This is a genomic window from Kitasatospora sp. CB02891 (assembly GCF_002803145.1).
Taxonomy (GTDB): Bacteria; Actinomycetota; Actinomycetes; order Streptomycetales; family Streptomycetaceae; genus Kitasatospora; species Kitasatospora griseola.
In genome coordinates, this window is record NZ_NNBO01000008.1 from 114906 (window position 1) to 127220 (window position 12315).

A 12315-nucleotide genomic window follows, 5' to 3' on the forward strand; every position below is an offset into this window, starting at 1 on the left:
CGCCGAACTCCCCCACGCGGCTGCGGCGGGCGGCACCACCAGCCCGACCGGACCCTCCAGGGCAGCCGGCACCCCACGTGCAACGCCGGGGCGGGCACCAGCACTTCGCGCCCCCGACCGAGGAGACCAGCCTTGAGCACCACACCCCCGCCGGACATGCTGGCAGCGGCACTCGCCTGGCACGCCGCCGGCGCGAGCGTCGTCCGGGTGGCGCTCGACGGCACCAAGCGACCCCTGGGCGACTGGAAGGGCGCACAGTCCGTCCGCGCCGACGAACAGCAGATCCGCGACTGGTTCGCGAACGGGCACGCCGGCCTCGGCGTCGTCATGGGCGCCGTCAGCGGCGGCCTGGAGATGTTCGAGTTCGAGGGCCGCGCCGTCGCCGAAGGGCTCGCCGACCAGTTCAACGAGATCGTCGAGGCGTCCGGGCTCGCCGAGGTCTGGAACCGGGTGAAGTGCGGCTACACCGACCGGTCGCCCAGCGGCGGATTCCACGTCGTCTGGCGGGTGCAGAACGGCCAGGTGCCCGGGAACACGAAGCTCGCCGCCCGCCCCGCCCGCCCCGAGGAGCTCACCGAGAAGGAGCGTCAGATCCTCGCCGGGAGGCCCGAGAAGGTCTTCCAGCGGGACCTGATCGAGACCCGCGGCGAGGGCGGACAGTCCGTCATGGCCCCTTCGCACGGCCCCGTTCACGACACCGGCCAGCCGTACGTGCTGCTCGCCGGCAGCCCCGCCACCGTCGCCGCAATCGACGCCGGCCACCGCGACGCGCTGCTCGAAATCGCCCGCATGCTCGACCAGATGCCGACCGCTCCCGAGCCCGCACCGCTACCCGCCCAGCGCCCGTCCGGGCCGCGCACCGCCGACAACGGCGTCTCGCCCGGCGACGACTTCGAGGCCCGCACTCCGTGGACCGACATCCTCACCCCGCACGGCTGGACCGCGCTGTTCACCCGTGGGCACACCACCTACTGGCGGCGGCCCGGCAAGAACCTCGGCGTCTCCGCCACCACTGGCCATGACCCGGCCCGCGACCGTCTGTACGTCTTCACCAGCTCCACCGAGTTCGACCCGGAGCGGCCCTTCACCAAGTTCGGCGCGTACGCCCTGCTGGAGCACCGCGGCGACCACTCCGCGGCCGCAAAGGTGCTGCGGGGCCGCGGATTCGGCTCGCGTCCGCAGCACCTGCGGCCCGTACAGGCGGGGCCGCGCACCGTTGGGGCGACCGCACTCGCGACAGCCCCCGACGCCTGGTCCGCGCCCGTTGAGCAGCAGCCGTTGCTCCAGGTGCCGATGCCGCGGCGCGAGTGGGACGACATCGGCAACGCCGTTCGCGTCTTCGACCGCTACGGCGAGGAGATCCGCTGGATCGCCGACACCGAGCAGTGGGCGGTGTACAGCGGCGGCCGGTGGACGTTGCGCGGCGCGCTCACCGGTGTGTGGACCCGTGTCGTCTCCACCGTCGACCACATGGTCGAGGAGGCCGACCAGTACTCGGACGAGCCGCCGGACCTCACGGGAATCGAGCGCCCGACGAGGGCCGACAAGCGCAGCGAGCGGGAGAACTTCCTCGTCTTCGCCCGGCAGCAGCGCATGCGGCCCAAGCTGGCCGCGGCCCGCGAGGTGCTGCAGGCCCTGCCGGCCGTCCACACCGAGATGGCCGCGTTCGACCAGCACCCGCTGTTGCTGAACGTCGGAAACGGCATCGTCGACCTGGCCTCCGGCCAGCTGCAGGCCCACGACCGCTCGCTGTACCTCATGCAGCAGTCGCCGGTGCGCTACGACCCGGCCGCGACCGCGCCGATGTGGGCGCGGTTCCTGGAGTCGGCGATGCCCGACGAGGAGCGTCGGGCCTACCTCGCCCGGGTCGTCGGATACACCATCACCGGGTCGACCTCCGAGCAGGTGATGTTCATCCACCACGGCGACGGCGAGAACGGCAAGGGCGTCTTCATCCGGGTGCTGGCGGCCCTGCTGGGCGACTACGCGCAGTCCGTGCCGCGCTCCACCCTGCTGGCCAAACAGGGCGAGGGCATCCCCAACGACATCGCCCGCATGATGGGCAAGCGGCTCCTGTCCACCAGTGAGACCAGTGCCGGCAAGCGGCTCGACGACGAGCTGGTGAAGACGCTGACCGGTCAGGACGTGCAGACCGCTCGCTACATGCGCGCCGAGTACTTCGAGTTCGAGCCCGTCGGCAAGATCCACCTGGCGACCAACTACCTGCCGCACGTCGGCGGCGGCCACGGCATCGCCCGCCGCCTGCAGGACATCGGCTGGGACGTGGTGGTGCCGAAGGACCGTCGCATCCCCGACCTCGACAAGAAGATCATCGCCAGCGAGATCGCAGGCGTCCTCAACTGGGCGATCCGCGGGTGCCTGGAGTGGCAGAAGCGCGGCCTCGACGTCCCCGAGTCGGTCAAGGCGAAGACCCGCGAGCACCTGGCCTCCTCGAATCCGCTGGTGGCCTGGCTCGACGAGGAGACCACCGAGGTTCCCGACGTCGTCACCGAAACGCGACTGCTGTACGCCAACTACAAGGGCTGGTCCGAGACTTCGGGCCTGCGCCCCATGTCGCTGATGTCTTTCTCGCTCGCACTCCAGGAGCGCGGCCTGAGCTCCGGCAAGGACCCGAAGACCCGTCGGGCCGTCACCACCGGCCTTCGCCTCAACGCCGTCAACCCGGGCCGGAGGGGGTGAGTCATGCGTACTGCGAAGGACTCCGAAGGACCTGCGAAGGACTTCCCGAAGGACCTTACGAAGGACCTGACCTGCACTTCGAAGGACTCGAAGGACTTCAACAAGGGTTACGCGCATAAGAGATGTGCAAACCGCTCCCACCTCGCACATCACCTAAGCAACACCAAGGTGCCTTCAAGTCCTTCGGGTCCTTCGAAGTGCAGGTCAAGTCCTTCGCCAAGTCCTTCGCAAGGTCCTTCGCAGGTCCTTCGGAGCCCTTCGTGACCCCGGAGAAGCGCCCCGCCTGGGTCGCCGACCGCAACCCGGCTTCGGACCGCACGAAGCTCGCTCGCTGCAAGTCCTGCGGGCAGCAGGTGATCCGGGCCCTCGTCGGCCGAACCGCCGCCCATCAGGCCCGCGCCGACCCGGCACCGCTCGACCCGCTCCGAGAACTCCTCGCCCGCCTGGACGGCCGGCTCACCTACTGCCTGTCGATCCGCCCGCACCTGCCGCCCCGCCTGCTCGACCGCACCCCCTGGCACATCAAGGGCGGCAAGTGCACCCACTACGTCGTCACCGACCACCACTGCCCCGGCCGCCCGGCCGAGCCCGTACAGGAGGCCCTGCTGTGACCCGAAGCCCGGTTCGAGTCCTTGGACTCGACCTCTCCCTCACCGCCACCGGCGTGGCCATGCCGAACGGCAACTGCCACACCATCGCCACCAAGGTCGCCGACGGCGACGCCCGGCTCGTCCAGATCTCTGAGTCGATCCGCGTCGCGATCACCGTCGGCGGCCCGATCGACCTCGCCGTGATCGAGGACCTACCGGTCGGCGCCCGGTCCGCGGGCATCACCGGCATGGTGCACGGCGTGGTGCGTGAGACGCTGAACATCGCCAGCGTGCCGTACGCCCTGATCTCCCCCGCGACCCTCAAGGCGTACGCCACCGGCGCCGGCAACGCCGACAAGACCGCAATGGCGCTGGCCGCCTTCAAGCGGTACGGGATCGAGTTCGCCGACGACAACCAGTGCGACGCCTGGTGGCTGCGCGCGGCCGGCCTGCAGCACCTCGGCGAGCCGCTCGTGTCCCTGCCGGCCGCACAGATCGCCCGCCTCGACAAGGCGAAGTGGCCGGCCCGATGACTCAGCCCCTCGACCTCGCCGCCATCCAGGCCCTCCACCACCCCACCCTCGACCCCGCGACCTGCGGCACCTGCCGCCGCGCCGTCCTTGACGGCCGCCCCGTCGAACACACCCAGTGCGCCCGCCGAGCCGTCCTCCTCCCCGCCCCCGACGCACCCGACCCCGAAGAACTCGCCGACATGACCGACGAGGAGAAGGCCAACCTGCCCGCCCGCTTCCACATCCCCGCCTGGGAGGGGCTGGCCGTCCCGCACTCGTGGGTGTGCGCGGTCTGCTGGGGCGACGGCTGGACCACGGCATGGCCCTGCAAGGCCGCGCTGGAGCACGGGGAGTCGGTGTTCACGCCGGAGCACCTGGCCGTGCGCGCCCGCGAAACCCTGCCCGCGCTGATCGCCCGCATCCGCGAACTGGAGCAGCTGGTCGCCGACCACGAAGCCGCGCAGGGCCCGCTCCCCTGCAGCGCACCCCACCCCGTCATCCCGCACAACTGGTGCCAGCAGCCCCGCGACCACAACGGACCGCACGAGTCCGGCAGCAACACCTGGCCGGACATGCACCTCCCGCGGGCCACCAGCGCGGCCCACGACGCCCGCTGACGGCCCGCCACCCGCCCGCCACAGACCCCCGTGGAGCCGCGCCATGCCGATCACCCCGATCCCCGGCCAGCTCGCCTTCGACCTCACCCCGGCCAGGGGCCGCCAGCACACGCCCACCCTGACCCGCCACGAATACCTCACCCACCTCGCCACCGGAACCGTCCACATCTACCGCCCCACCATCTGGGACGACCCCCACCTGCACGACCCGGCCGGCCACCCCATCGCCCGCATCACGCTGACCGACCTCGTCGACCTCGAACTCGACGGGCTGATCAGGCGACGGATCGGGCGAGACCACCCCACAACCCTCACCGACCTCGGCCGCCAGGCCCTCGCCACCGCCGCCTGACGGCCCGCCACCACACCAGACCCGACCACGGAGACCCACATGACCGATGCCCGCGCCGCCGCCCGAGCCTGGATGCTCAAGCCACACAAGGGCACCCAGGACAACCTCCTCGACGCCTACCGCGACCAGGTGCTGGCCGAGGCCGCCGCCCGGGTCGCCGCGCTGCCGGCCGCGAACGACGGCCGGCTGATCGCCGCCAGCCGCGAGCAGATCCTCAACGCCATCACCCGTACCGGCCAGGAGGGCTGAGACGCGGCCCAGATCCTGCGCTCCATCGCCTACAACCGCTGACCCCGCCCGCCGGCCGCCCACACCAGGCGGCCGGCCCAACCCGAAGGAGCCACCCACCATGGCCACCTGGCCCACCCCCGGCTACACCGTCGACATCGTGTGCATCCGCCGCCGCAACGGCGTCCTGGAGGTACTGCTGATCGAGCGCGGCGGCGAACCGTTCAAGGGGCGCCCGGCACTCCCCGGCGGCTACGTCGACGAGGGCGAGACCTCCCGCCGCGCCGCCGCCCGCGAGACGCGCGAGGAGACCGGCGTCCACATCGACCCGGCCAAGCTCACCCTGATCGGCATCTACGACACCCCCGGCCGTGACCCGCGCGGCTGGACCGTCTCCGCCGCCTACCTGGTCGAGGTTCCGCCGGACACCGAGGCCGTCGCTGGGGACGACGCCGCCGAGGCGTTCTGGGCCCCGGTCGACGCCCTGCCCGAGCACCTGGCGTTCGACCACGCGCAGATCCTCGCCGACGCGCTCGGCATCGTCCCGGCCATCTACGCCGTCCTCGTCGGCGAGTATCCCGTCGCCGCCCGTACCACCCTCGCCGCGGCGCAGGCCCATGCCGAGGCCGCCCACAGCGAGCACCTCAGCACCCCGCAGACCTACCGCTGGGACGCGGAGACAGGCATCCACGACACCCGCGTCTGGCAGCTCCGCGTCAAGGGCGCGTCCGGCCGTTGGGCGAAGGCCTACAGGTCCGTTCACGAGCTGCCTACCACCTGAACCCGCCCCGTGCGGCGGCCACCCCACCACCAGGAGCACACGATGACCGAACAGCCCAACCGCATCGCCACCTACCTCGCCAACCTCATCGCCGCCGAGACCGTCCAGCCGTTCGTCCTCCGCCGCCACCACGACATCACCGGCGTCTCCGGCACCGGCATCGTCGCCGACGGCGCCCTGTTCCCCGCCGCTGGAAAGGGCAAGGCGGTCGTCCGCTGGCGCGGCGAACGCGGCTCCACCGTCGTCTGGGACCACATCGGCCACGTCAAGGAGATCCACGGCCACGACGGAGCCACCGTCATCGAGCTCATGCCGGTCGGCGAGCTGATCGCCGCGCTGCGCGCCGTCGCGGCGATCCCCACCATGACCGCCAACGAGGTCGGAGGCGATGACGACCCCGAATACCGGGGCGCGGTCGCGGGCTACAACGACGCCCTCGCCGATGTCCACCAGGCCATCATCGACGCGATCGAAGCCCTGCACGACCACGACGAGGACAGCTTCTGATGACCCAACCCCTCCAGCCCGAAGCCGAGTTCGAGCCGTTGATCGACCTCACCCCGACAACCTCGATCAAGCTCGGCGACCGCGTCCGCACCACCGTGCCGGTCACCGTCACCTGGCCCAGCGCCTGGACCGCCCCCGCTGGCACCCTCGGCACCATCGAGAGCGGCCCGCCCACCGTGGCCGGCGGCTTCGGGGTCGTCCTCGACGGCGACCCGGACGGCTTCCCCGTCGCCCTCAGGCTGGACGAGTTCGAGGCCGCCGAGTGAGGACCGCCCTGTACGCCGCACTCGCCCTCGCCACCGCCGTCATCACCCTCGCCACGGCACTCGCCGCCAGCACCGAGAACGGAGACCAGACGTGACCCGCGAGCACACCCCGCGCCCCGGCCGCACCTGGGAGACCACCGTCCGACCGCTGGAGCAGCTGGTCGAGGACGGTCAGCCCGAGCCCCGACCCAATCGCGAGACCCGACGGGCACTCACCCGACAGGCCCGCAAGACCCGCACCCGCTGACCAGCGCCACGAGGAGACCGCCGTGCTCACCCCCGCCGCCACCGCCCGCCTCGCCCGCCAACTCCGCGAGATGCCCGAGCTCCTGGCGTACGCCCACCTCGCCGTCCTGCCCGGCAGCACCGCCCGCACCGGCTACGTCACCGGCGCCACCCGCACCGCCCCCACCCCGGCCCGACTCGACGTCCTCAGCCTCCTCGGCCCCGCCGCCGACGGCACCGTGCGCGACCCGTACGGCGACCAGGACGGTCTCACCCCCGCCGCCGGCACCATCACCGCCTGGACCCGCATCCACATCGAGGAGAGCGGCCAGCAGCCCGCCGACGGCACCCTCGGCACCCAGCTCACCTACCTCGCCGCACTCCTGCCCTGGGCAGCCGAACAGCCCTGGGCGGCCGAGTACGCCACCGAGATCGCCGCCCTCCACCGCCGGTGCACCCCGCTTGCGCTTCTCCGGCCCCGGCGGCGCCTCATGCAGCTGCCCTGCCCCCGCTGCCGCCTCCAGTCCCTCGTCACCGAGGACGGCCACGACACCGAGTGCGCCACCCCCGGCTGCGGCACGATCCTCCGCCCCGACGAGTACGACCGCCGCGCCGAGGAGTACACCGCCGCCCTGCACACCGCCGCCTGACTTACCCGCCCGCGGGGTGACTCACCGCTGTGAGTCACCCCGTCCGACTCCGAGGCACCCACGATGCACCCGCCCACGATGTCCCCCGACGACACCCGCTCCGCCATCGCCCGCGCCCTCGCCGGCCCCTACGTCTGGCACACCGTCATGCCCCCGCAGGGCGGCCCCGAGCTCGCTGACTCACCCCCGAGTCAGGCTCAACAGAGCCTCCCGGACGCCGTTCTGGTGCAGCTTCACCGCTGCTGGCGAAGCGGTGACTCAACCCGCCAGGCTGCGGCCGCCTGCGGGGTGAGTCAGTCCACCGCCAACCGACGCTTCCGCGAATTCGAGACCATCGCCACCGCCGGCGCGGGAGGATGACACCATGACCGACCCGACCGGCCCGGACGACAACCCGGACGCCCACATCGTCATCACCCGAGCCCAACTCGGCGGACGGCACTACGAGCGCACCGACAAGATCGACCCGCTCTACCTGTACGACCCCGAGTTCCGCCTCGCCCTCGACAAGTGCCAGCAGCGTCTGGCCGACGAGATCCAGCAGCAGATCACCTTCGAACAGGACGTCCTGCCGCCGACCGGCACCGCCCCCATGTAGCCGCTTGCGCAAGATCGGCCAGGTGCGCATAATGGCGACAGCGCCACACGTGCGCCCACAGACACCCGAGAGCCCCGCGGCAGAGCAGCAGCCGCGGGGCTCTCGCCATCCCCGGGGAGGTGCCGCCGTGGACGACGAGCTGTACACCGACCCCGAGGGCCTCGACTGCGTGACCGTCCGCCAGGCCGCCCGCATCACCGGCCGCCGCGTCCAGACCATCTACAGCTGGCAGCGGCGCGGAATCATCACCCCCCGGATGACCGACGACCACGGCCGCCGCGTCTACCTCCTCGCCGACATCTGCGCCGCCGCCGGCCAGGTCGCCGAACGCGCCGAGCGCGTGTTCGCCGCCCGCGCCGCATAGACCAGCGGCCCGCCGGCCTCCCCCCACGGCGGGCCGCGCTCAGCTACCCGCGGTGCTCAAGGTACAGACGCGCCTGTTCGGCGAAATTCTGGAGAGTGGCACGGTAGTTCAGCATCGCCCGTGTGACTTCGTCGTAGAAGCGGCTTGCTTCTGGCGACCCATGGTCCACAGCGTTCCGCCATCGATTCATCGCCTCAACTGCCTCCCCTCGATCGTCCGAAGCCTTTGCGGCGATCTGCAGCCTTGCGTCCGGCACCCACAGCCGTGCTTCAGCACCTGCCGCAACCCCCTGATAGACCAAGGTCACGTACCTCTGATCCAGCTCGGCGCGAGTCGCTCCGACCAGCTGCTCGCCATCCCTCCCAGACGCAATGGCAACGGCCATGCTGGCAAGCAGGCTCCGTAGCTCCTCATGTGAGGCAAGCAGGCGGGCCAGTGCCTGCCGCCGCCCTGTCCAGAGCGCGTCATCCTGCGACGCCTGCAGTTGGAGCTTCATCGCGTCGACCTGCCCGCGGGACTGCGCCCTTCCGCCCAACCACCCGCCAACCGCGCCCAGACTTGCGCCAACAATCCCAATCGCCGCGCCAACAACGGCAGCAACCCCCTCATCCATGCCGAAATTGTGGCATCCCCCAAGTCGGGCCGCTCACCACTCAGCAGAGCGCGTTGCCGATCGCGATCGCACCTCCCAGGTCCAGCCGCAGCCCCGACCCGGGCAGCGCCGGATCCACAGCCCAGATCGCCTCCGGCCCCGAGTACCCCATCGTCCGCGCCGATCCGTTCAGCCCGTACTCGGTAGTCGACCCGCTGGGCTGGAACGTCACGCCAGAGTGCGTCCAACACCGCAGCGTCCCGCTGTCTACCGTGAACGGCCACGGCGTCACGTCCGCTCGGGACACCATGCGTTGCGGCGCCACCGGTGGTGTCCACGCCTCCGGCTGATCACGCGACGCCGCCACGACCCAGCCCAGCAACACCGCAGCACCCACCGCGCCGAACGCGATCACGTACACCCGTGGGACGGGCATCTGCTTCTCGGCCATTAGGCCCCCCTTCAGCGCCCGCAGCGTAGGACGGAGGCACCCGCCATGGCCAGACGTCGAGCACTCACCGTGTGCTCCGTACCCGGCTGTCCCGAGTACACCGCGGCCGGCCGCTGCGACGACCACCGCCGCGAAGCCGACGCACGCCGCGGCACCGCCCGCCAGCGCGGCTACGGCCGCGGGCACGAGGCGTTCCGCCGCGCCGTTCTCGCCCGCGATCCCGTATGCGTGCTGTGCTGCACCGCGCCCTCGCTGCACGCCGACCACCACCCGCTGTCCCGCCGCGAGCTGGTCGACGCCGGGCTCGACCCCGACGAGCCGAAGCGCGGCCGAGGCCTGTGCCAGCCGTGCCACTCTCGGGAGACCGCACAGCACCAGCCTGGAGGGTGGAACCGGTGAGCGACGAGGGAACCGAGCAGGCGATCGGCCACGTCCTTGACGCGCTCAACGTCACCGCCACGCTCAACGAGGGCGAGCTCGTAGCGGGCGCCGTGGTGCTGCTGAAGGTCCTCCAGGAGGACGGCGAGACCCGGCTCAGCCTGACCTACTCCGACGGCCTCGGCTGGATCGAGCGCATCGGCATGCTTCGCGTCGCCGAGCTGGTCGACAACGGATCAAGCACCCTCGGTAGTCACGCCGAGTGACAGACCCCTGGGGGGTGACCCCCTTGATCACCTTGGCGGGGACCGCCGGGGAGGTAGTTCGCGGTGTGTACGGGTCTGGGGACTCTGTCGCCCCCCAGGAAGTAACAGAACGTAGCCACCTGCCGAGCCGCAACGGCCCGGCACCGACGTGCCGCAACGGCACACGGAGGTGACCCATGGGCGGTACCGGCCCCATCCCCAAGGACCCGTCGCAGCGACGGCGTCGCAACGCCGATCCGACCGCGGGGGCAGTCCTTCCCGCCGCCGGGCCCGATGGCCCGACGCCTGTGCTGCCCGGTGGCCACGACTACGACAGCCGCACCCTGGCCTGGTACGAGACCTGGCGGTCGTCACCGCAGGCCGCGATGTTCCTGGCCACCGACTGGCAGCGGCTGCACATGGTCGCCCAGTTGGTGGAGCAGTACTGGACGGAGCCGAAGAAGGAGCTCCTGTCGGAGATCCGGCTCAACGAGGCGGCGCTCGGCGGGACGGCTGCGGACCGGATGCGTCTGCGCTGGTCGGTCGCGGAAGCGGACGATGCCCCGGCCGGGCGCCGTACCCCCTCGTTCGGCAAGGCCGCTGCCAGCCGTCGCGGTCGGGTCCTGCGGGTGGTCGATGGCCAGGCGGAAGGCTGACCCGGAGCGGTTCGTCTCGCTCGGCTTCACCGCGATCGAGTGGATCGAGCACTACCTGTGCCACGGTCCGGGCGACGTCCAGGGCCAGCCCCTCGTCATCGACGACGAGATGGCCGCGTTCATCGTCAAGGCCTACCGGCTCGACCCGCTGACGGGCCGTCGGCGCGTGAACAGGGCATTCCTGTCCCGGCCGAAGGGCCGTGCGAAGTCGGAGCTCGCCGGGGCGCTTGTGTGCTTCGAGGCACTCGGCCCGTGCCGGTTTGACGGCTGGGACGCGGACGGCGAGCCGGTCGGCCGCGAGCAGGTGTACCCGTTCATCCGGTGCATGGCCACCGAGGAGGGCCAGGCCGGCAACACCTACGACAACGTCACGGCGATGCTGGAGCACCTGGTCGACAGCTTCGGCCCGGAGTTCCCCGGCATCGACCTCGGGCGCAACGCCCAGACGTCCAGCCGGATCTTCATCGAGGGCGGCGGCGAGATCGTCCCGTCGACCGCTTCCAGCGCGTCGAAGGACGGCGGCAAGGAGACGTTCGGGGTCTTCGACGAGACGCACCTGTACGTGCTCCCCGAGACCCGGGCGATGCACAAGACGGTGCGGCGCAACCTGGTGAAGCGCAAGGCGGCCGAGCCGTGGTCGCTGGAGACCTCGACCATGTACGCGGTCGGCGAGAAGTCCGTCGCCGAGGCCACTCACCAGTACTACGAGGCGGTCAAGGCCGGCCGGATGCGCGACGGCGGCCTGCTGTTCGACCACCGCCAGGGCCCGCACGTCGAAGACCTCATGGACGACGCGCAGCTGCTGCCCGCGCTCGAGTACGTCTACGGTGACGCCGCCTCCTGGATGGACCTGGAGCGCATCGCCGCGGACATGCGCGAGCCGGACACCGACCCGGCGGACGCCCGACGCTACTTCCTCAACCAGCCGGGCACGGCCTCGGCGCGGGCCTTCGACGCCGGCCGGTGGGCGGAGCTCGCCAACTCGGGCTTTATCGTGCCGGCGGGCGACGCCATTGCAGTGGGCTTCGACGGCGCGAAGTGGCGGGACTCCACCGTGCTGGTCGGCACCCACCTGCGCACCGGCCACCAGTGGGTGCTCGGCGCGTGGGAGGCCCCGGTCCGCGACGACGAGGCCGAGCACTGGGAGGTCCCCGACGCCGAGGTCGATGCCGCCCTCGAGGGTGCCTTCGACCGGTGGCGGGTGGTCCGGGTCTACGCGGACCCGCCGTACTGGGAGGACCGGGTCGCCAGCTGGGCCGGCCGGTGGGGAGAGAAGGTCGTCGTCTCCTGGTGGACGCACCGCCCGCGGCAGATGGCGTTCGCCCTGCGCGCCTACCGCACGGCGATGACCGACGGATCGCTGTCGCACGACGGCGATCCGCTGCTGGGCCGTCACATCGCCAACGCGGTGAAGCGGGACGCCCGGGTGCGCGACGACGACGGGAAGCCGATGTGGACGATCCAGAAGGATCGGCACGACTCGCCCAGGAAGATCGACGGCGCGATGGCCGGGTGCCTGTCGTGGGAGGCCCGGCGCGACGCCATCGCCGCCGGTCTGGATCGGGGGGGCGAGTCGTGGGTGTGGACCGCATGAGAGGGGGTG

The 12315-nt window shown here is 71.6% G+C and carries 19 protein-coding genes; 17 read left to right on the plus strand and 2 right to left on the minus strand.

Annotated elements, in window-relative coordinates; all coding sequences use genetic code 11:
• Window positions 1–132: 132 nt before the first annotated feature.
• The 13 genes from CG736_RS19305 to CG736_RS19365 all read left to right on the plus strand — a co-directional run bounded on the left by CG736_RS19305 (window position 133) and on the right by CG736_RS19365 (window position 8390).
• Window positions 133–2700 (plus strand): phage/plasmid primase, P4 family, encoded by a 2568-nt coding sequence (locus tag CG736_RS19305; RefSeq protein ID WP_157815645.1) that lies wholly within the window; start codon window positions 133–135, stop codon window positions 2698–2700.
• Window positions 2701–2960: 260 nt separating this feature from the next.
• The gene (locus CG736_RS19310) at window positions 2961–3311 is read left to right on the plus strand and encodes a hypothetical protein (protein ID WP_100587443.1); all 351 of its coding nucleotides are present in this window, start codon (window positions 2961–2963) and stop codon (window positions 3309–3311) included.
• Complete coding sequence (locus CG736_RS19315) at window positions 3308–3823, plus strand: Holliday junction endonuclease (protein ID WP_232734070.1); 516 nt, start codon at window positions 3308–3310, stop codon at window positions 3821–3823. The genes CG736_RS19310 and CG736_RS19315 overlap by 4 nt, the downstream gene beginning before the upstream one ends.
• A complete protein-coding gene (locus tag CG736_RS19320) occupies window positions 3820–4419 on the plus strand; it encodes a hypothetical protein (RefSeq protein ID WP_157815646.1) in 600 nt (199 codons plus the stop codon). Before CG736_RS19315 ends, CG736_RS19320 begins: the two co-directional genes overlap by 4 nt.
• A 43-nt stretch (window positions 4420–4462) precedes the next feature.
• Window positions 4463–4771, plus strand: a complete 309-nt coding sequence (locus CG736_RS19325) for a hypothetical protein (RefSeq protein WP_100587445.1) — start codon at window positions 4463–4465, stop codon at window positions 4769–4771.
• 39 nt (window positions 4772–4810) lie between these two features.
• On the plus strand, window positions 4811–5020 hold the full coding sequence (locus CG736_RS19330; protein ID WP_100587446.1) for a hypothetical protein: 210 nt from the start codon (window positions 4811–4813) through the stop codon (window positions 5018–5020).
• A 100-nt stretch (window positions 5021–5120) separates the two neighbouring features.
• Window positions 5121–5780 carry an NUDIX hydrolase gene (locus tag CG736_RS38975; protein WP_100587447.1) on the plus strand — a complete coding sequence of 220 codons (660 nt, stop codon included), beginning with the start codon at window positions 5121–5123 and terminating at the stop codon, window positions 5778–5780.
• A gap of 42 nt (window positions 5781–5822) precedes the next feature.
• Window positions 5823–6287, plus strand: a complete 465-nt coding sequence (locus CG736_RS37130; RefSeq protein WP_198520551.1) for a hypothetical protein — start codon at window positions 5823–5825, stop codon at window positions 6285–6287.
• Window positions 6287–6553, plus strand: coding sequence for a hypothetical protein (locus tag CG736_RS19345; RefSeq protein ID WP_100587448.1), 267 nt, complete (start codon window positions 6287–6289; stop codon window positions 6551–6553). Before CG736_RS37130 ends, CG736_RS19345 begins: the two co-directional genes overlap by 1 nt.
• A 91-nt stretch (window positions 6554–6644) precedes the next feature.
• Window positions 6645–6800 (plus strand): hypothetical protein, encoded by a 156-nt coding sequence (locus CG736_RS37135; RefSeq protein ID WP_198520552.1) that lies wholly within the window; start codon window positions 6645–6647, stop codon window positions 6798–6800.
• Between the two features lie 22 nt (window positions 6801–6822).
• On the plus strand, window positions 6823–7428 hold the full coding sequence (locus tag CG736_RS19350; RefSeq protein ID WP_100587449.1) for a hypothetical protein: 606 nt from the start codon (window positions 6823–6825) through the stop codon (window positions 7426–7428).
• Between the two features lie 364 nt (window positions 7429–7792).
• A complete protein-coding gene (locus CG736_RS19360) occupies window positions 7793–8026 on the plus strand; it encodes a hypothetical protein (RefSeq protein WP_100587451.1) in 234 nt (77 codons plus the stop codon).
• A gap of 127 nt (window positions 8027–8153) precedes the next feature.
• Window positions 8154–8390, plus strand: coding sequence for a MerR family transcriptional regulator (locus CG736_RS19365; protein ID WP_100587452.1), 237 nt, complete (start codon window positions 8154–8156; stop codon window positions 8388–8390).
• A 43-nt stretch (window positions 8391–8433) separates the two neighbouring features.
• On the opposite strand, the gene CG736_RS19370 is transcribed toward CG736_RS19365, so the two are convergent.
• Together CG736_RS19370 and CG736_RS19375 are read right to left on the minus strand one after the other, a co-directional pair.
• The gene (locus CG736_RS19370; RefSeq protein ID WP_100587453.1) at window positions 8434–9003 is read right to left on the minus strand and encodes a hypothetical protein; all 570 of its coding nucleotides are present in this window, start codon (window positions 9001–9003) and stop codon (window positions 8434–8436) included.
• Window positions 9004–9043: 40 nt separating this feature from the next.
• Complete coding sequence (locus CG736_RS19375; RefSeq protein WP_100587454.1) at window positions 9044–9433, minus strand: DUF2511 domain-containing protein; 390 nt, start codon at window positions 9431–9433, stop codon at window positions 9044–9046.
• A 45-nt stretch (window positions 9434–9478) separates the two neighbouring features.
• Here CG736_RS19375 and CG736_RS19380 point away from each other — a divergent pair, with 45 nt between their 5' ends.
• The 4 genes from CG736_RS19380 (at window position 9479) to CG736_RS19395 (ending at window position 12306) form a co-directional block, all read left to right on the plus strand.
• Window positions 9479–9832 carry a holin gene (locus CG736_RS19380; protein WP_100587455.1) on the plus strand — a complete coding sequence of 118 codons (354 nt, stop codon included), beginning with the start codon at window positions 9479–9481 and terminating at the stop codon, window positions 9830–9832.
• Entirely contained in the window at window positions 9829–10077 is a 249-nt protein-coding gene (locus tag CG736_RS19385) for a hypothetical protein (protein ID WP_100587456.1), read from the plus strand. Before CG736_RS19380 ends, CG736_RS19385 begins: the two co-directional genes overlap by 4 nt.
• Before the next feature lie 176 nt (window positions 10078–10253).
• On the plus strand, window positions 10254–10712 hold the full coding sequence (locus CG736_RS19390) for a hypothetical protein (protein ID WP_157815647.1): 459 nt from the start codon (window positions 10254–10256) through the stop codon (window positions 10710–10712).
• Window positions 10693–12306, plus strand: coding sequence for a terminase (locus CG736_RS19395; RefSeq protein WP_100587458.1), 1614 nt, complete (start codon window positions 10693–10695; stop codon window positions 12304–12306). The genes CG736_RS19390 and CG736_RS19395 overlap by 20 nt, the downstream gene beginning before the upstream one ends.
• The last annotated feature ends 9 nt before the right edge of the window (window positions 12307–12315 follow it).

Excerpts from the sequence above, each read along its gene's own strand:
- CG736_RS19320 (WP_157815646.1), top strand. The coding sequence starts at position 3,820 with ATGACTCAGCCCCTCGACCTCGCCGCCATCCAGGCCCTCCACCACCCC.
- CG736_RS19325 (WP_100587445.1), top strand. The coding sequence starts at position 4,463 with ATGCCGATCACCCCGATCCCCGGCCAGCTCGCCTTCGACCTCACCCCG.
- CG736_RS19330 (WP_100587446.1), top strand. The coding sequence starts at position 4,811 with ATGACCGATGCCCGCGCCGCCGCCCGAGCCTGGATGCTCAAGCCACAC.
- CG736_RS38975 (WP_100587447.1), top strand. The coding sequence starts at position 5,121 with ATGGCCACCTGGCCCACCCCCGGCTACACCGTCGACATCGTGTGCATC.
- CG736_RS37130 (WP_198520551.1), top strand. The coding sequence starts at position 5,823 with ATGACCGAACAGCCCAACCGCATCGCCACCTACCTCGCCAACCTCATC.
- CG736_RS19345 (WP_100587448.1), top strand. The coding sequence starts at position 6,287 with ATGACCCAACCCCTCCAGCCCGAAGCCGAGTTCGAGCCGTTGATCGAC.
- CG736_RS19360 (WP_100587451.1), top strand. The coding sequence starts at position 7,793 with ATGACCGACCCGACCGGCCCGGACGACAACCCGGACGCCCACATCGTC.
- CG736_RS19370 (WP_100587453.1), bottom strand. The coding sequence starts at position 9,003 with ATGGATGAGGGGGTTGCTGCCGTTGTTGGCGCGGCGATTGGGATTGTT.
- CG736_RS19375 (WP_100587454.1), bottom strand. The coding sequence starts at position 9,433 with ATGGCCGAGAAGCAGATGCCCGTCCCACGGGTGTACGTGATCGCGTTC.
- CG736_RS19380 (WP_100587455.1), top strand. The coding sequence starts at position 9,479 with ATGGCCAGACGTCGAGCACTCACCGTGTGCTCCGTACCCGGCTGTCCC.
- CG736_RS19390 (WP_157815647.1), top strand. The coding sequence starts at position 10,254 with ATGGGCGGTACCGGCCCCATCCCCAAGGACCCGTCGCAGCGACGGCGT.
- CG736_RS19395 (WP_100587458.1), top strand. The coding sequence starts at position 10,693 with ATGGCCAGGCGGAAGGCTGACCCGGAGCGGTTCGTCTCGCTCGGCTTC.